General features: G+C 71.3%; 14 protein-coding genes. 13 read left to right on the top strand and 1 reads right to left on the bottom strand.

Annotation, left to right across the window (positions count from 1 at the left end; all coding sequences use genetic code 11):
- Positions 1-4: 4 nt before the first annotated feature.
- The 3 genes from ACFQW6_RS00480 to ACFQW6_RS00470 all read left to right on the top strand — a co-directional run bounded on the left by ACFQW6_RS00480 (position 5) and on the right by ACFQW6_RS00470 (position 3089).
- Positions 5-619 (top strand): ATP-dependent Clp protease proteolytic subunit, encoded by a 615-nt coding sequence (locus ACFQW6_RS00480; protein WP_378540229.1) that lies wholly within the window; start codon positions 5-7, stop codon positions 617-619.
- A gap of 153 nt (positions 620-772) precedes the next feature.
- A complete protein-coding gene (gene clpX / locus ACFQW6_RS00475) occupies positions 773-2053 on the top strand; it encodes an ATP-dependent Clp protease ATP-binding subunit ClpX (protein ID WP_378540228.1) in 1281 nt (426 codons plus the stop codon).
- Positions 2054-2174: 121 nt separating this feature from the next.
- The gene (locus tag ACFQW6_RS00470; RefSeq protein WP_378540227.1) at positions 2175-3089 is read left to right on the top strand and encodes a hypothetical protein; all 915 of its coding nucleotides are present in this window, start codon (positions 2175-2177) and stop codon (positions 3087-3089) included.
- Positions 3090-3237: 148 nt separating this feature from the next.
- Here ACFQW6_RS00470 and valS read toward each other — a convergent pair whose 3' ends face one another.
- The gene (gene valS, locus ACFQW6_RS00465; protein ID WP_378540226.1) at positions 3238-5871 is read right to left on the bottom strand and encodes a valine--tRNA ligase; all 2634 of its coding nucleotides are present in this window, start codon (positions 5869-5871) and stop codon (positions 3238-3240) included.
- A 77-nt stretch (positions 5872-5948) separates the two neighbouring features.
- Here valS and ACFQW6_RS00460 point away from each other — a divergent pair, with 77 nt between their 5' ends.
- The 10 genes from ACFQW6_RS00460 to rodA all read left to right on the top strand — a co-directional run bounded on the left by ACFQW6_RS00460 (position 5949) and on the right by rodA (position 16483).
- The gene (locus ACFQW6_RS00460; RefSeq protein WP_378540225.1) at positions 5949-6878 is read left to right on the top strand and encodes a GNAT family N-acetyltransferase; all 930 of its coding nucleotides are present in this window, start codon (positions 5949-5951) and stop codon (positions 6876-6878) included.
- Between the two features lie 9 nt (positions 6879-6887).
- Positions 6888-7904 carry a hypothetical protein gene (locus ACFQW6_RS00455; protein ID WP_378540224.1) on the top strand — a complete coding sequence of 339 codons (1017 nt, stop codon included), beginning with the start codon at positions 6888-6890 and terminating at the stop codon, positions 7902-7904.
- A gap of 24 nt (positions 7905-7928) precedes the next feature.
- Positions 7929-9290 carry a bifunctional folylpolyglutamate synthase/dihydrofolate synthase gene (locus ACFQW6_RS00450; protein ID WP_378540223.1) on the top strand — a complete coding sequence of 454 codons (1362 nt, stop codon included), beginning with the start codon at positions 7929-7931 and terminating at the stop codon, positions 9288-9290.
- Positions 9287-9697, top strand: a complete 411-nt coding sequence (locus ACFQW6_RS00445; RefSeq protein ID WP_378540222.1) for a DUF4233 domain-containing protein — start codon at positions 9287-9289, stop codon at positions 9695-9697. The genes ACFQW6_RS00450 and ACFQW6_RS00445 overlap by 4 nt, the downstream gene beginning before the upstream one ends.
- Positions 9698-9882: 185 nt before the next feature.
- Positions 9883-10314 carry a nucleoside-diphosphate kinase gene (gene ndk / locus ACFQW6_RS00440; protein WP_378540221.1) on the top strand — a complete coding sequence of 144 codons (432 nt, stop codon included), beginning with the start codon at positions 9883-9885 and terminating at the stop codon, positions 10312-10314.
- Positions 10315-10670: 356 nt separating this feature from the next.
- Positions 10671-11699, top strand: coding sequence for a rod shape-determining protein (locus tag ACFQW6_RS00435; protein WP_378540220.1), 1029 nt, complete (start codon positions 10671-10673; stop codon positions 11697-11699).
- Positions 11699-12637 (top strand): rod shape-determining protein MreC, encoded by a 939-nt coding sequence (gene mreC, locus ACFQW6_RS00430; RefSeq protein WP_378540219.1) that lies wholly within the window; start codon positions 11699-11701, stop codon positions 12635-12637. The genes ACFQW6_RS00435 and mreC overlap by 1 nt, the downstream gene beginning before the upstream one ends.
- The gene (gene mreD / locus ACFQW6_RS00425; protein ID WP_378540218.1) at positions 12634-13146 is read left to right on the top strand and encodes a rod shape-determining protein MreD; all 513 of its coding nucleotides are present in this window, start codon (positions 12634-12636) and stop codon (positions 13144-13146) included. The genes mreC and mreD overlap by 4 nt, the downstream gene beginning before the upstream one ends.
- The gene (gene mrdA / locus ACFQW6_RS00420) at positions 13143-15278 is read left to right on the top strand and encodes a penicillin-binding protein 2 (RefSeq protein ID WP_378540217.1); all 2136 of its coding nucleotides are present in this window, start codon (positions 13143-13145) and stop codon (positions 15276-15278) included. Before mreD ends, mrdA begins: the two co-directional genes overlap by 4 nt.
- 5 nt (positions 15279-15283) lie before the next feature.
- Positions 15284-16483 carry a rod shape-determining protein RodA gene (gene rodA / locus ACFQW6_RS00415; RefSeq protein WP_378540216.1) on the top strand — a complete coding sequence of 400 codons (1200 nt, stop codon included), beginning with the start codon at positions 15284-15286 and terminating at the stop codon, positions 16481-16483.
- The last annotated feature ends 49 nt before the right edge of the window (positions 16484-16532 follow it).

Here is a 16532-nt window from a genome sequence, read left to right as displayed (position 1 = left end):
CGACATGAACTACTACATCCCGCAGTGGGAAGAGCGGACCTCCTACGGTTTCCGCCGCATCGACCCCTACGCCAAGCTGTTCGAGGAGCGCATCATCTACCTCGGCACGCCGATCAGCGACGACGTGGCCAACGCGGTCATCGCCCAGCTGATGTGCCTGGAGACGATGAACCCCGACACCGACATCAGCATCTACATCAACAGCCCCGGTGGCTCGTTCACCGCGCTCACCGCGATCTACGACACGATGCGCTTCATCAAGCCCGACGTGCAGACGGTCTGCCTGGGGCAGGCTGCCTCGGCCGCCGCGATCCTGCTCGGCGCCGGCGCCAAGGGCAAGCGGATGGCGCTGCCCAACAGCCGGATCCTGATCCACCAGCCCTACACCGAGGGCACCTTCGGCCAGACCTCCGACATCGAGATCCAGGCCAACGAGATCCTGCGCATGCGCGAGCTGCTCGAGCAGATGATCGCCGACTCCTCGGGCAAGTCCATCGAGCAGGTCAGCGCCGACATCGAGCGGGACAAGATCCTGACCGCCGAGCAGGCCGTCGAGTACGGCCTGATCGACGCGGTCATCGAGTCCCGCAAGGGTGCCCCGGCCCTCGCGGGTCGGTGAGCCGAGACCGCGAAATGATGGTCGACGACATCTCGTGTCCGGCCCCCGTCCGGGGCCGGCGCGGGGTACCGTCGTACGGCTCACTGCAAGACCGCACAGCGCAAGGTGTTGAGTGTCGGGACCCTTTCCCGGCGAGACTGGAGGACACGACTCGTGGCACGTATCGGTGACGGCGGAGACCTGCTCAAGTGCAACTTCTGCGGAAAGAGCCAGAAGCAGGTCAAGAAGCTCATCGCTGGGCCCAACGTCTACATCTGCGATGAGTGCATCGAGCTGTGCAACGAGATCATCGAGGAGGAGCTGGCCGAGGGCGCCGAGGTCAGCCTCGAGGAGCTTCCCAAGCCTCGCGAGATCTTCGAGTTCCTCAACTCCTACGTGATCGGCCAGGAGCACGCCAAGAAGTCCCTCGCCGTCGCGGTCTACAACCACTACAAGCGCGTCCAGGCCGGCCTCCAGCCCGTCAGCGGCAAGGCGAAGGACGACGTCGTCGAGGTCGCCAAGTCCAACATCCTGGTGATCGGGCCGACGGGTTGTGGCAAGACCTACCTCGCGCAGACCCTCGCGCGGATGCTCAACGTCCCCTTCGCGATCGCCGACGCCACGGCGCTCACCGAGGCCGGCTACGTCGGTGAGGACGTGGAGAACATCCTCCTCAAGCTCATCCAGGCCGCCGACTACGACGTCAAGAAGGCCGAGACGGGCATCATCTACATCGACGAGATCGACAAGGTGGCCCGCAAGGCGGAGAACCCCTCGATCACGCGCGACGTGTCGGGTGAAGGTGTGCAGCAGGCGCTCCTGAAGATGCTGGAGGGCACCACCGCGTCGGTGCCGCCGCAGGGCGGGCGCAAGCACCCGCACCAGGAGTTCATCCAGATCGACACCACCAACATCCTGTTCATCGTGGGCGGCGCGTTCGCCGGCCTCGAGCAGATCATCGAGCAGCGCGTCGGCAAGAAGTCGCTGGGCTTCACCGCCGACGTGCGCGGCGCCGCCGAGCGGGAGGCCGACGACCTGCTCGCCCAGGTCCGTCCCGAGGACCTCACCAAGTTCGGCCTGATCCCCGAGTTCATCGGCCGCCTGCCGCTGATCGCCAGCGTGAGCAAGCTGGACCGCGAGGCGCTCGTCCAGATCCTCACGGAGCCGCGCAACGCGCTCGTCAAGCAGTACCAGAAGCTCTTCGACCTCGACGGCGTCGAGCTCGAGTTCACCGATGACGCCATCGACTCGATCGCCGAGGCGGCCCTCGAGCGCGGCACCGGTGCGCGCGGCCTGCGCGCGATCATCGAGGAGGTCCTCCTCTACGTGATGTACGACGTCCCGTCGCGGGGCGACGTCGCCAAGGTGATCGTCACCAGGGAGGTCGTGGAGGACGACGTCGCTCCGACCCTCATCCCGCGTGAGGCCGAGGGCCGCAAGAAGAAGTCAGCCTGACCTGTAGTCCGAAATGACCATGACGGTCTAGTCATTTCGGACCATTCCGGGCCATCGACGCAGGACATGCGTCATGGCCCGGAGAGACTGGCGTCTCGTCAGTATGTGGGAAGGGGACCCCGTGGGGGTTGACCAGAAGCGACCGCTCGTCGGTTTCGCTCTCGTGGCGGTGCTCTGTGCCGTCCTCATGTTCCTCTCCGTCGGGCGCGGGTTCGGGCTCAGCGACTTCGTCCGACCCGGCAAGCCCATCGCCGCGCCGGTCGAGCGCACCCCGGCCGCGCCTCCCGCCGGCGCCGTCCGGCAGGACGTCCCCGTCGTCATTCCCGCCGAGCTGAGCGCCCCACCGCTTGCCGCCGTCGTCGCTGCCTCCGCCGAGAAGGTCTCCACCACGGGGTCCGAGACCTCTGCTGCGGCCGCCTCCGGTGGGTCCGGGTCGTCCGCCTCGGGCGCCTCGGCGACCGACTCCCAGGACGCTGCCGACGACGCTGACGACGAGACCGTCGACGACCAGGGCACCGACCCCGGCACCACGGATGACGACGACGCCACGACGACCGACCACGACGCGGCCAAGGCCCAGCGGCAGGCTGAGCGCGAGGCAGCGAAGGCCGAGCGGAAGGCTGAGCGCGAGGCGGCCAAGGCCCAGCGGAAGGCTGAGCGCGAGGCAGCCAAGATGCAGCGCAAGGCTGAGCGCGAGGCGGCCAAGGAGGAGCGGGACGCGGTGAAGGCGCAGCGCAAGGCTGAGCGGGACGCGGCCAAGATCCAGCGTGAGGCTGAGCGGACCGCAGCGAAGGCCCAGCGCGTGGCGCAGCGGGAGGCGGCGAAGGCCCAGCGTGACGCGGAGCGGGACGCGGCGAAGGCCCAGCGTGACGCGGAGCGGGACGCGGCGAAGGCGCAACGCGACGCCGAGCGGGACGCGGCGAAGGCCCAGCGCGACGCCGAGCAGGCGGCCGCCCAGGCCGCCATGCACGCGGGCAGCGCCCCCGGCAACAGCGGCAACGCCGGCAACGGCAACAACGGCAACGGCAAGGGCTGAGGCTCCCGACCGCCGCGCCGAGCGGTGAGTGACGCAGGTTCTGGGCCGCCAGAACATGTCTCAGTCACCGCTGAGCGCCGGTTCACGGCCCGGACGCACGAATCCCCCTCACGCACCGCTGAACGGCGCGTGAGGGGGATCGGCTGCCTCAGTCCTCGGTGGGCGCCAGCTCGGCGGCGGTCACCCGCAGCTCGGTGGCGGACTCGTCGGTGACGAAGTCCAGGTCACCGACGATGGTGCCGACGGCACGCAGGTCGTCCTGCGCCTGCTGGGCGGCCTCCACCAGGGACGCCGGGCCGGTGATCTCGACGCGGGAGAGCGGGGCGCGCATCTTGGCCTTCGCCTGCGACTTGGCGCCCCGGATGCCGGTCAGCGCGGCGGCCACGGCGTCGAGGACGAGCGGCTGCGACGCAGCAGCCGAGCCGAGGTCGGCGGCGGTGGGCCACGACGCGTGGTGGATGGAGCCGTCCTGCCACCACGACCAGACCTCCTCGGTGGCGTAGGGCAGGAACGGCGCGAGCAGCCGGAGCTGGACGTGCAGCGCGATGGCCAGCGTGGCGCGCGCGGAGTCGGTGCCGGCGCCGCCCTCGACGTCGTACGCGCGCTCCTTGACCAGCTCGAGGTAGTCGTCGCAGAACTCCCAGAAGAACTTCTCGGTGACCTCGAGCGCGGTCGTGTAGTCGTAGGCGTCGAAGGCCTCGGTCGCGCGGCGGACGACGACCTCGAGCCGGCCCAGCAGGGCGCAGTCGACGGGGGCGCTGACGACGGCCGGGCTGAGCTCGGTGGCGCCGACGTTGCCGAGGACGAACTTCGACGCGTTGAGGACCTTCATCGCCAGACGACGACCGACCTTCATCTGCGACTCGTCGAAGGGGGAGTCCATGCCGGGACGGCCGATGGCGGCGCGCCAGCGGACGGCGTCGGCGCCGTACTTGTCGAGGATGTCGGTCGGCACGACGACGTTGCCCTTGGACTTCGACATCTTCTTGCGGTCGGGGTCGACGATGAAGCCGGAGATCATCGCGTGCGACCACGGGACGACGCCGTGCTCGAAGTCGGCACGGACGACGCGAGAGAACAACCAGGTGCGGATGATGTCGTGCGCCTGGGTGGCAAGGTCGTAGGGGAAGACCCGCGAGAAGAGGTCGGCGTCGACCTCCCACATGCCCGCGATCTGAGGGCTCAGCGAGGACGTCGCCCACGTGTCCATCACGTCGGGGTCGCCGATGAAGCCGCCGGGCTTGCCCCGCTGGTCCTCGGTGTAGCCGCCGGGCGCCTGCGTCGACGGGTCGACCGGCAGTTGGTCCTCGCTCGGCATCAGGGGGTGGTCGTGGTCGGGTTCACCGTCGGCGTCGAGGGGGTACCAGACCGGGAACGGGATGCCGAAGAACCTCTGCCGTGAGACGAGCCAGTCGCCGTTGAGGCCGCCGACCCAGTTGTCGTAGCGGTGCTTCATGTGGGCGGGGATCCAGGTGATCTCCTCGCCGCGGACCAGCATCTCCTTGCGCAGCGCCGCGTCGCGACCGCCGTTCTTGATGTACCACTGGCGGGTGGCGATGATCTCGAGCGGCTTGTCGCCCTTCTCGTAGAAGTTCGCCATGCGCTGGGTCGCCTTGGGCTCGCCGTCGAGGTCGCCCGACTCGCGGAGCAGGGCGACGATCGCCTCGCGGGCGCTGAACGTCGTCTTGCCGGCCATCTCGGCGTACGCCGTCGCGGCGGGCTCGGCGGCGAGCCACTCGGGCGTCTCGCGGACCAGGCGTCCGTCGCGACCGACGACCGTGCGGACCGGCAGGTCGAGCTCGCGCCACCACATGACGTCGGTGAGGTCGCCGAACGTGCAGCACATCGCGATGCCGGCGCCCTTCTCGGGCTCCGCGGCGGGGTGGGCGAGGACCGGGATCTCGACCCCGAAGACCGGCGACGTGACCGTCGTGCCGAAGACGTCCTGGTAGCGCTCGTCGTCCGGGTGCGCGATCAACGCGACCACGCTCGGGATCAGCTCGGGACGCGTGGTCTCGATGTGGATCGGGCTGCCGTCCGGCTGGTGGAAGGCCACCCGGTGGTAGGCACCCGGGTAGTCGCGCGCCTCGAGCTCGGCCTGCGCGACGGCGGTCTGGAACGTGACGTCCCACAGCGTCGGCGCCTCGGAGAGGTAGGCCTCGCCGCGGGCGAAGTTGCGCAGGAACGCCCGCTGGCTGACCGTGCGCGAGTGGTCACCGATGGTCGTGTACGTCGGGTTCCACTGGACCGACAGGCCGAGCTGGCGCCACAGCGCCTCGAAGGCCTTCTCGTCCTCGACGACGAGCTGCTCGCACAGCTCGATGAAGTTGGGCCGGCTGATGGCGACCTGTCGCTTGGGGTCCGGCTTCTCCGGCGGGGTGAAGTCGGCCTCGTAGGGCAACGTCGGGTCGCAGCGCACGCCGAAGTAGTTCTGCACGCGGCGCTCGGTCGGCAGGCCGTTGTCGTCCCAGCCGATCGGGTAGAAGACCGCCTTGCCCTGCATGCGCTGGTAGCGCGCGATGAGGTCCGTGTGGCTGTAGGAGTAGACGTGGCCGACGTGCAACGAGCCGCTGACGGTCGGCGGGGGCGTGTCGATGGAGTAGACGTTCTCCCGCGGCTGGGTGCGGTCGAAGGCGTAGGTGTCGTTGTCGGCCCACGCCCGCGACCACTTCTCCTCCAGGCCCTCCAGCGCCGGTCGCTCCGGTACGACGACGGCACGCGTGTCGGTGCTCGGTGTCGTCGGGCCGGCCTCCGGGGCCTGGGTGCTGGAGTTCTCAGTCATGCGCCGAGTCTATTGACGGGCCTCCGGCCTGCGAAAACGAGTATCGACGCAGGGCGCGGTGGACCTAGCGTGCGGCCATGGACACAGACCTCACGCTGGAGTTCTTCGACACCCCGCAGCCCTTCCTCGACGCCGCCGGCGAGCTGCTCGCGGCCGACCCCGTGCTGGGGAGCGTCATCGCGAGCGTGAGCCAGCGGACCGCCCGTGAGCTCGCGGACGGCCGGGACTCGTGGGCCGAGGTGGACGCGCCCTTCCAGCGGTGGTGGGTGGTGGTCCGCGACGCGTCCGGCGAGGTCGTCAGTGCGGTGATGCGGACGGCGCCCTTCAAGCCCTACCCGTCCTTCTCGATGCCGCTTCCCGACCCCGCCGCCCGTGCGCTCGCGGCCGCCCTCCACGAGCGCGGGGAGGTCCTGGGCGGGGCCAACGGTGCCCTTCCGGGCGCTGCCGTCCTCGCCCGGTCGGCGGCCGACCTGCTCGGCGGAGAGGTCGTCGCCGACAAGGCGACCCGCCTCTGGGAGGCCACGTCCGTCGACGTGCCGCCCGCCCCCGAGGGCCGGCTGCGCCGGGCGACGGAGGACGACGCCGCGCTGGTGCTGGCGTGGTTCGAGGCGTTCCATGCCGAGGCCGACGAGCAGGCCGGCCGCGAGCCGGACCCGGCGTCGGGCGAGCACAACACGCTCGACAGCGTGCTGGTGCGCATCCGCGAGGGCGTCGAGTGGCTGTGGGAGCTCCCCGACGGCACGATCGCCCACCTGACCGGCTCGGGGCTGCCGGCCTACGGCGTCAGCCGGATCGGGCCGGTCTACACGCCCAAGGAGTTCCGCGGCCGCGGCATCGCGTCGTACGTCGTCGGGGAGCTCACGCGTCGCGGCCTCGAGGCCGGGCACCGGATGTGTCTGTTCACCGACCGGGCGAACCCGACCTCCAACAAGATCTACGCGGGGCTGGGATACGAGCCGACCGTCGACATGGCGGAGCACCTCGTCACCGTTCCCACGACGCCCTAGTCTCGGCGGATGCGGCGGACCCTGGCACTCATCGTGTCCCTGGTCGTCGTCGCCGCTGCCTCCTCCTCGCCGGTGCCGGCCCGCTCGGCGCCCGCGGTGCCGGCGACCGATCGCACGGCACGGGTCCACGCCGTCGGCGGCTGCGAGCTCTTCCCGGCCGACAGCCCGTGGAACAGGCGCATCGACCGGCGGCCGGTGTGGAGGTGGTCGTCGGCGATCGTGCGGAGGCAGGCGGCCGGCCACGACCTCCACCTCGACCTCGGCACCACCGAGGACCACTACGGCATCCCGGTCACCGTCGTCGACGAGGACCAGCCGCTGCTGCCGTTGCGGTTCGGCACCGACGGCGAGGACTACCGCGACAAGAGCGACCGCGGCCCGGTCTTCGTGCCGGCCGATGCTGCGATCGAGGGCGGCAGCGCCGGCGACCCCGACCCGGACGAGGGCGACCGCCACGTGGTCACGGTCCGCCGCGGCACCTGCGACCTCATCGAGCTGTACGCCGCCGAGCGGGTGCGCGACGCCTCTGGCGAGGTCGTCGCCTGGCGGGCCGCGTCGGCCGCCCGCTGGGACCTCTCGTCCAACCGGCTGCGCCCCGCCGGCTGGACCTCGGCCGATGCCGCCGGCCTGCCGATCCTCCCCGGGCTGCTGTCCTACGAGGAGGCGGCCTCCGGGCGGATCACCCACGCCCTGCGGTTCACGCTCCCGTCCGCTCGCTCCGCGTACACCTGGCCGGCCCGCCACTGCGGTCCGAGGAGCAACACGGCGCGCGACCTGCCGGCGTACGGCCTCCGCTTCCGGCTCCCGAGGTCCTTCCCGGCCCGGCGCTACACCGGCGTCGCCCGCACGATCGTGGTGGCGATGAAGACGTACGGCCTGGTCCTCGCGGACCAGGGCTCGTCGATGTTCGTGACCGGGACCTCCGACCCGCGCTGGGCCGACGCGCTCGACCAGCTCCGCACGCGACCGGTCGACGGCAAGGCGCTCGAGGTCGTGAAGCCGTGGCGGCGGGTCGTCACCTGCTGACCCGGTCAATAGACTCGGGACGCCATGACTGATGCCCCTGAAGCCCCGCGCCTCGCCGAGACCTTCGACGAGGTCGAGGACGCCCTCCTGTCCCGCTGGCCCGAGACCAAGCTCGAGCCCAGCCTCGACCGGATCGAGGCGTTCATCGAGCTGCTCGGCGAGCCGCAGCGCTCCTTCCGCTCGATCCACCTCACCGGCACCAACGGCAAGACCAGCACCAGCCGGATGATCGAGACGCTGCTGCGCGCCCTCGACCTGCGCACCGGGCGCTTCACCTCCCCGCACCTGGAGCGGATGAGCGAGCGGATCAGCATCGACGGCGAGCCGCTGGACGACGAGGCGTTCGTCCGCGCCTTCAACGACGTCGCGCCCTACACCCACCTCGTCGACGCCGAGCAGGACCACCCGCTCAGCTTCTTCGAGACGATCGTCGGGATGGCCTACGCTGCCTTCGCGGACGCTCCCGTCGACGTCGCCGTGGTCGAGGTCGGGATGGGCGGCAGCTGGGACGCCACCAACGTCATCGACGCCGATGTCGCCGTGGTGCTGCCGATCGCCGTCGACCACGCCAAGTACCTCGGCGACGACGCCGTGACCATCGCGGCCGAGAAGGCCGGGATCATCAAGCCCGGGTCGATCGTCGTGCTCGCCGAGCAGACGCCCGAGGTCGCCGCGGTGCTGCTCGAGCGGGCCGCCGAGACCGGCGCGACCGTCACCCGGGAGGGCATGGAGTTCGGGGTGGTTGCACGCACCCCCGCCGTCGGTGGCCAGGTCGTCTCGCTCCAGGGCCTGCGCGCGCGGTACGACGACGTGTTCCTGCCGCTCTACGGCGCCCACCAGGCCCAGAACGCCGCCGTGGCGCTCGCCGCGGTCGAGGCGTTCGCCGGGACGGGCGTGCTCGACGACGACGTGGTGCGCGCGGCGTTCGCCGAGGTCACCTCGCCAGGACGCCTGGAGATCATCCGGCGCAGCCCCACGATCCTGCTCGACGCCGCGCACAATCCCCACGGGGCCGAGGCCGCGGCGGCGGCGCTGGAGGACTCCTTCTCGTTCAGCCCGCTGGTCGGGGTGATGGGCGTGATGGAGGACAAGGACCACGAGGGCCTTCTCGCCGCCTTCGAGCCGTACCTCGAGCACCTCGTGTGCACCCAGAACTCCACCCCGCGCTCCCTGTCGGCCGCCGCGCTCGGCCGGGCCGCCGTGGAGGTCTTCGGCGAGGACCGCGTCAGCGTCGTCCCCGACCTGGCCGACGCGATCGACCGGGCCGCGACGCTGGCCGAGGCGGGGGAGGCCATCAACGTCTCGATCGGCGCCGGTGCAGTGCTCGTCACCGGCTCGGTCGTCACCGTGGGCGAGGCCCGCTCCCTGCTGAAGGGTCGCCGATGAGCGACCGGGCCCCGCGGCCCGCCGACGACCCGGTGCCGACCAACACCGAGCGCTCGCCGCGGCGTGGCATGGCCGCCGCCGTCCTGAGCCTCGAGGCGATCACCCTCGGCCTGACCACGCCGGTGATGATCACCATCGCCGACGTCCCGGCCGGAACCGCGGTGGCAGTCGGCCTCGGGCTCGCGGTGGTGTGCCTGCTGCTGGCCGGCATGCTGCGGGCCGAGTGGGCCTACGTCGCGGGCTACCTCGTGCAGGTCGCCGCCATCGGTCTGGGGTTCGTCGTCCCCGTGATGTTCGGCCTCGGCCTCGTCTTCGCCGCGCTCTGGACGGGTGCGGACCTGCTCGGTCGCAAGATCGAGCGCGAGCGTGCCGCCGCGTGGGCGGCGTACCGCGCGGAGCAGGGCTAGCCCGGATCCACGGTCTCTCGCCTGCTGCGCACCACCATGCGGGCGCGCTGGCTGCGTTGTCAGGCACTCGACGGGCCTAGCGGCCCGCCTTCGGCCCTCCGCCTTGCCATCACGCCCGCCTGATGGCGCTCGCGACGGCGGCGCCCGATGGATCAGGGCTGAGCCTCCTCGCTAGGCTCCCCGGCATGACCGACGTCCAGCGTTCCCTCGTCCTCGTCAAGCCCGACGGCGTGCGCCGCGGCCTCTCCGGCGAGGTCCTGCGCCGGATCGAGGCCAAGGGCTACACGCTCGCGGCCGTCGAGCTGCGCACCGCGACCCCCGAGATCCTCGCCGAGCACTACGCCGAGCACGAGGGCAAGCCGTTCTACGGCCCCCTCGTGGAGTTCATGCTGTCGGGCGCCGTGCTCGCGGTCGTGATCGAGGGCCAGCGCTGCATCGAGGGCTTCCGCTCCCTCGCCGGCGCCACCGACCCCACCGTCGCCGCCCCCGGCACCATCCGCGGGGACCTCGGCCGCGACTGGGGCCTGGCCGTCCAGCAGAACCTCGTCCACGGCTCGGACTCCGAGGAGTCGGCCGCCCGCGAGATCGGCATCTGGTTCCCCGAGCTCGCGGACTGACGCGAGCTCGCTCGCGATCAGCCCGCGAGCGAGGCATCCTTGACCCCAGCCCGCGACCATGTCGCGGTCAGGGCGCAAGCTCGCTCGCGGTGCGTGACGGATTCCCCGCTCGAGCGGGGAATCCGTCACCTGGAGGCCGTTGCAACCCCCTCCAAGTGTCGGACTCGCCCTCCCAGTCCGCCGTTACGTCAACCCGCCGGCTGGAGGGCGTACGCCGCAACGCCCGTCACACGGGCCACACGCCTCGCGCGTGTCCTCCCGGGAAGACGCTGTCCCGCTCCTTAACCTGAGCGTGGGTCGGCAGCCTCGCTGACTCCTCTTCCCGGTACGACCCGATCTGCGAGGGCAGCAGCGGCATGGCAAACAGCTTCATCGGCCGAGACATGGCCGTCGACCTCGGCACCGCCAACACGCTGGTCTATGTCCGCGGCAAGGGTGTCGTGCTCGACGAGCCGTCCGTCGTCGCGATGAACACCACCACCGGTGAGGTGCTCGCGGTCGGCCACGAGGCCAAGCGGATGATCGGCCGCACCCCCGACAGCATCGCCGCCATCCGGCCGCTCAAGGACGGCGTGATCGCCGACTTCGAGGCCACCGAGCAGATGCTGCGCTACTTCATCCACCAGGTGCACCGCCGGCGCTACTTCGCCAAGCCCCGCATGGTCATCTGTGTCCCCAGCGGCATCACCGCGGTCGAGCAGCGCGCGGTCAAGGAGGCCGGCTACCAGGCCGGTGCCCGCCGGGTCTACATCGTCGAGGAGCCGATGGCGGCCGCGATCGGCGCCGGGCTCCCCGTCCACGAGGCCACCGGCAACATGGTCGTCGACGTCGGCGGCGGCACCACCGAGGTCGCCGTCATCAGCCTCGGCGGCATCGTCACCAGCCTGTCGGTGCGCACCGCGGGCGACGACCTCGACCAGGCGATCATCGCGTGGATGAAGAAGGAGTACTCCCTGATGCTGGGGGAGCGCACCGCCGAGGAGATGAAGATGACCCTCGGCTCGGCCTTCCCGCTGCCCAGCGAGCCCGACGCCGAGATCCGCGGCCGCGACATGGTCTCCGGCCTGCCCCGCACGGTCGTCGTCTCCAGCTCCGAGCTGCGCCAGGCGCTCGAGGAGCCGCTGCACAACATCATCGACGCCGTCCGCACCACTCTCGACCAGACGCCGCCCGAGCTGGCCGGCGACATCATGGACCGCGGCATCGTCCTCACCGGCGGTGGCGCGATGCTGCGCGGCCTCGACGAGCGGTTGCGGCACGAGACCGGCATGCCCGTCCACCTCGCGGAGGACCCGCTGTCCTCGGTGGCCTACGGCGCCGGCAAGTGCGTGGAGGAGTTCGAGGCGCTCCAGCAGGTGCTCGTCTCCGACCCGAGGCGCTTCTGATGGGGGCCTTCGGGGGGCACGAGGGCCGGGAGCGACGCTGGACAGGGCTCGACAAGCTCGAGTCGCGCAACCGCCCGCCCCGCTCGTTGCTGGTCGCGCTGGTCCTCGCGAGCGTCACCCTCATCACCCTGGACGTGTCCGGTGGCGGCAGCTCGCCGCTCGAGCCGGCGCGGCGCGTGGTCGGGGAGGCCTTCGGTCCCGCCGAGGCCGGCGTCGCCGCGGCCGTGCGCCCCTTCACCGCCGTGCCCACCTGGTTCCGCAGCAAGGGGGACCTCGCCGACCAGGTCCGCGACCTCGAGGCCAGCAACGCCGAGCTGAAGGGCAAGGTGCAGCTCGCCGGCTTCGACCGCAACCGCCTCGAGCAGTACGACGGACTCACCACGGCCGCCGAGGACCTGGGATCGGCCCTCGTCCCGGCCCGCGTGGTCGCGCTGGGCTCGCGCCAGTCGCAGAGCTTCACCGTCACCATCGATGCCGGCTCCGAGGCCGGGGTCGGCCCGGACATGACGGTCGTCAACAACGACGGCCTCGTCGGCCGGGTCCTCCGGGTCACCCGCAGCACGGCCACCGTGCTGCTCGTCATCGACCCGGACTCGACCGTGGGCGGCCGGGTCGGCTCGAGCATGGAGATCGGCTTCGTCACCGGCAGCGGCTCGCTCGACCAGAAGTCGGGGCTCGACCTCCGGCTGGTCGACGACGCCTCCGTGCCGGCCCGCGACGACACCGTCGTGACGTGGGGCAGCTCGACCGGGCCCTACGCGCCGGGCGTCCCGATCGGCACCATCACCGAGGTCTACAGCTCGCTGCGCGAGGCCTCCCAGCGCGCGGTCGTCAAGCCGTTCGTGGACTTCTCCGCCCTCGACGTGGTCGGCGTGATGGTGCCGAGCGGCTCCGGCAGCGACCGTGCCGTGATCGAGGCGGACGGGAGCCTGCGATGAAGGGGCTCAGGGTGCTGATGGCCGTCGCCGCCGTCGTCGTCGCGCTCGTCGTGCAGGTCACGCTCTTCCCGCACGTCGCCTGGCACGGCATCGTGCCCAACCTCTGCCTGCTGGTCGTGGTCGCGGCCGCGCTCACCGTCGAGGCGCCGTTCGCGCTGGTGCTGGGCTTCACCGCCGGCCTCACCCTCGACCTCGCGCCGCCGGCCGACCACGTCGCCGGCCGCTGGGCGCTGGCCCTGACGATCGCGGCGTTCCTCGCGGCCCGCGTGCGCCAGGACCAGAAGCCCACCGCGCTCGCCGTCGTCGGCACCGTTGCGGCCGCGTCGTTCGTGGCCACGTCGGTCTTCGCGCTCTCCGGCGTGCTGCTCCAGGACCCCGACATGTCGGTCGCCGGCCTCCTCGAGGTCGTCCTGGTCGCCGTCGTGTGGGACGTGCTGCTGACCCCGTTCGTGCTCCCGCCGCTGATGAGGCTCTTCGCACGGTTCAGCCCGCAGTGGGCCGCGTCGTGAGGGGAGCGACCACCCCCAGGAGCGACAAGAGCCGTCTGCGACTGGTGGTCGTGCAGGCCCTGGTCTTCTCGCTGTTCGCCACCCTGTTCGTCCGGCTCTACTACCTCCAGGTCATCGGCGGGGAGTCCTACCAGGCGCAGGCCGCCGACCAGTCGGTGCGCGACATCGTCGTCCAGCCCCAGCGCGGCCTGATCGTGGACAGCCAGGGCCGCCCGCTCGTGGCCAACCGCACGTCGTGGGTCATCTCGATGGACCGCACGCTCCTCGGCAAGCTGGAGGAGGGCCAGCGCACCGAGCTGGTCCGGCGCGTCGCGGTCGTCGTCGACGCCGAGCCGGCGGACGTCGAGGCCCGCCTCGTGACTTGCGGCGACCCCGGCAGCGTCCGCGACGTCTGCTGGAACGGCTCGCCCTACCAGCCCGTGCCGGTGGCCACCGACGTGCCCAAGAGCGTCGCCCTGCAGGTGCTCGAGCAGCCCGAGGACTATCCGGGCGTGCTCGCCGAGCAGCAGAACGTCCGCTCCTACCCACGGCCCTTCGGCATCAACCTCGCCCACGTGCTGGGCTACCTCAGCCCCGTCACCGAGGACGAGTACGACCTCGCCGCCGAGCGCGACGACCGCTCCCTCAACGGTGCCTCGGTCGTCGGCCGCGCCGGCGTGGAGAAGCAGTACGACGAGTGGCTGCGCGGCCTGCCCGGCTACCGGCGGGTGGCGGTGGACTCGATGGGCCGGGTGCTGGGCGACGACTCGCTCGTCGAGAGCACCCCCGGTGACACCCTCGTCACCTCGATCGACGCCAAGGTGCAGTCGGTCGTCGAGCGCCAGCTCGCCGAGCGGATCGCGTTCCAACGCACCCAGCTCGACACGGTGACCGGCCGCAGGTACGCCGCCGACTCCGGCGCCGCCGTCGTCCTCGACGCGAAGACCGGTCGGGTGGTCGCGATGGCCAGCCAGCCGACGTACGACCCCGACGTGTGGACCGGCGGCATCAGCGAGGACCAGCTGAACCGGCTCTACTCGGAGAAGGCCGGCACGCCGCTGCTCTCGCGAGCCACCCAGGGCCAGTTCGCCCCGGGCTCGACGTGGAAGCCGTTCATGACCGCCGGCGCCCTGACCAACGGCTACTCCATGGACACCACGCTGCCGTGCTCCTCGGGCTTCCAGGTCGGCAACCGGGTCTTCAAGAACTACGAGTCCGGCGCCTACGGCAACATCGGCTTCGCCAAGGCCCTCGAGGTCTCCTGCAACACGTTCTTCTACCGCGTCGGCTACGACTTCTGGCAGCGCTTCGGAAGCGACCCCGCCGACATCGACGCCAAGGACCCGCTGGTCGAGGAGGCCAAGGAGTTCGGCTTCGGCTCCCGCACCGGCATCGACCTGCCCGGTGAGGCGCCCGGCCGGATCGCCGACCGCCACTGGAAGCAGGCCTACTACGAGTCGCAGAAGGACTACTACTGCGAGCTCAGCGGCAAGCCGCAGACCCCGGACACCAGCGACTTCGTCTACAAGTTCGCCCACGAGTTCTGCCTCGAGGGCAACCTCTACCGTGCCGGTGACGCCGTGAACTTCTCCATCGGCCAGGGCGACACGATCGTCACCCCGCTGCAGCTCGCCCGCGGCTACGCCGCGCTGAGCAACGGCGGGACCCTCTGGGCGCCGACCGTCGCCAAGGCGATCGTCAGCCCCGAGGGCAAGGTGCTGCGTCGCATCGCGCCGCGCAAGGTCGGCAAGGTCGACGTGCCCGAGAAGTACCTCGACTACATCGACAGCGCCCTGGAGAACGTCGCCCGGGTCGGCACGATGGCCTGGAAGCTCGTCGGCTTCCCGATCGACGACGTCACCATCCGCGCCAAGACCGGCTCCGCGGAGGTCTACGGCAAGCAGTCGACCGGGTGGGTCGCGTCCTACTCCAAGGACTACGTCGTGGTGATGATGATCAGCCAGGGCGGCACCGGCTCGGGGTCGACCGGTGAGGGCATCCGCGCGATCTGGGAGGCGCTGTACGGCATCGAGGGCGAGACCGTGCGCCCGGCGCGCGCGGCGACCCCCGGCACCGTGCCGCCCGCCGAGCTGCCGCAGTTCCTCGAGGACGGGTCGATCATGCCGCCCGTCCCCGACAAGGCAGGGGAGTGAGTGCGATGACCGTCCTGTCCACCCGTCCCAGCCCCCGACCGTCCTCCCGTCCGTCCTCCCGGCCCCTGCGCGCGGGCTCCAGCCTGCGCGCCCCGGGGCTCGACTGGCTGCTGATGCTCGCCGCCCTCGCGCTCGTCACGCTGGGCACCCTGCTCGTCTGGTCGGCCACCTCGACCCGCGCCGACCTCACCGGCGGCGACCCCAACGCCTACCTGCGCAAGCAGCTCGTCAACATCGCCATCGGCTTGGTGCTGATGGTCGCCGTCCTCGCCACCGACCACCGGTGGGTGCGCATCCTCGCGCCCCTGGCCTACCTCGCCAGCGTCGGCGGGCTCGTCATGGTGCTCGTGGCCGGCAGCACGATCAACGGGTCCCGCTCGTGGATCCAGCTCGGTGGCATGTCCATCCAGCCCGCGGAGTTCGCGAAGCTGGCCGTCGTCATCGGCATGGCGCTCGTCGTGGCCGAGCGCACCGAACGGCGGTGGGGACGGCGCGTCGGCAGCATCGAGGTGGTCGTCATGCTCGCGATCGCCGGGGTCCCCGCGGCGCTGATCCTGCTGCAGCCCGACCTCGGCACGATGCTCGTGCTCTCCGCGACGGTCTTCGGTGTCCTCGCGGTGGCCGGCGCGGGCCGCCTGTGGCTGGCGGGCCTGACGGTCGGGGCGGTCGCCGGCGCAGTCGCCGCGGTGTCGATGGGGGTGCTCAAGCCCTACCAGGTCGACCGCTTCCTCGCCTTCACCAACCCCGGGCTCGACCCGAGGGGCGCCGGCTACAACACCGAGCAGGCGCGCATCGCCGTCGGCAACGGCGGTCTCTTCGGCCAAGGACTCTTCGACGGCTCGCAGACCCGCTCCGGCTTCGTGCCCGAGCAGCACACCGACTTCATCTTCACCGTCGCCGGCGAGGAGCTCGGCCTCGTGGGGGCCGGCGTGCTGATCCTGCTCGTGGCCGTGCTGATCTGGCGTGCGCTGGCCATCTCGGCCCAGGCCGGCGACCTGTTCGGCCGTGTCGCGGCCGCCGGCATCGCCTGCTGGTGGGGCTTCCAGGCCTTCCAGAACATCGGCATGTGCCTCGGCATCATGCCCGTCACCGGTGTGCCGCTGCCGTTCGTGTCCTACGGCGGCAGCTCGCTGTTCGCCGGGATGCTGGCGCTCGGCCTGCTGCAGAACATCCACCTCAGGTCGGCCGGTCCGGTCCGGCGCTGAGTAGGCCGCACGACCGACCGGGACGTAACCTTGAGGGTCGGCGCGTCCG

Source organism: Nocardioides sp. GCM10028917, assembly GCF_042666175.1.
Lineage (GTDB): Bacteria > Actinomycetota > Actinomycetes > Propionibacteriales > Nocardioidaceae > Nocardioides.
The sequence above is the reverse complement of the archived record's forward strand: the minus strand, read 5'-3'. Positions and strand labels throughout refer to the sequence as shown.

Bases quoted from the DNA above. Each gene is read 5' to 3' on its own strand.
- ACFQW6_RS00455 (WP_378540224.1), top strand. From the start codon at position 6,888: ATGCGGCGGACCCTGGCACTCATCGTGTCCCTGGTCGTCGTCGCCGCT.
- rodA (WP_378540216.1), top strand. From the start codon at position 15,284: ATGACCGTCCTGTCCACCCGTCCCAGCCCCCGACCGTCCTCCCGTCCG.
- ACFQW6_RS00435 (WP_378540220.1), top strand. From the start codon at position 10,671: ATGGCAAACAGCTTCATCGGCCGAGACATGGCCGTCGACCTCGGCACC.
- mreD (WP_378540218.1), top strand. From the start codon at position 12,634: ATGAAGGGGCTCAGGGTGCTGATGGCCGTCGCCGCCGTCGTCGTCGCG.
- valS (WP_378540226.1), bottom strand. From the start codon at position 5,871: ATGACTGAGAACTCCAGCACCCAGGCCCCGGAGGCCGGCCCGACGACA.
- ACFQW6_RS00445 (WP_378540222.1), top strand. From the start codon at position 9,287: ATGAGCGACCGGGCCCCGCGGCCCGCCGACGACCCGGTGCCGACCAAC.
- ACFQW6_RS00480 (WP_378540229.1), top strand. From the start codon at position 5: ATGAACTACTACATCCCGCAGTGGGAAGAGCGGACCTCCTACGGTTTC.
- ndk (WP_378540221.1), top strand. From the start codon at position 9,883: ATGACCGACGTCCAGCGTTCCCTCGTCCTCGTCAAGCCCGACGGCGTG.
- mreC (WP_378540219.1), top strand. From the start codon at position 11,699: ATGGGGGCCTTCGGGGGGCACGAGGGCCGGGAGCGACGCTGGACAGGG.
- ACFQW6_RS00460 (WP_378540225.1), top strand. From the start codon at position 5,949: ATGGACACAGACCTCACGCTGGAGTTCTTCGACACCCCGCAGCCCTTC.
- ACFQW6_RS00450 (WP_378540223.1), top strand. From the start codon at position 7,929: ATGACTGATGCCCCTGAAGCCCCGCGCCTCGCCGAGACCTTCGACGAG.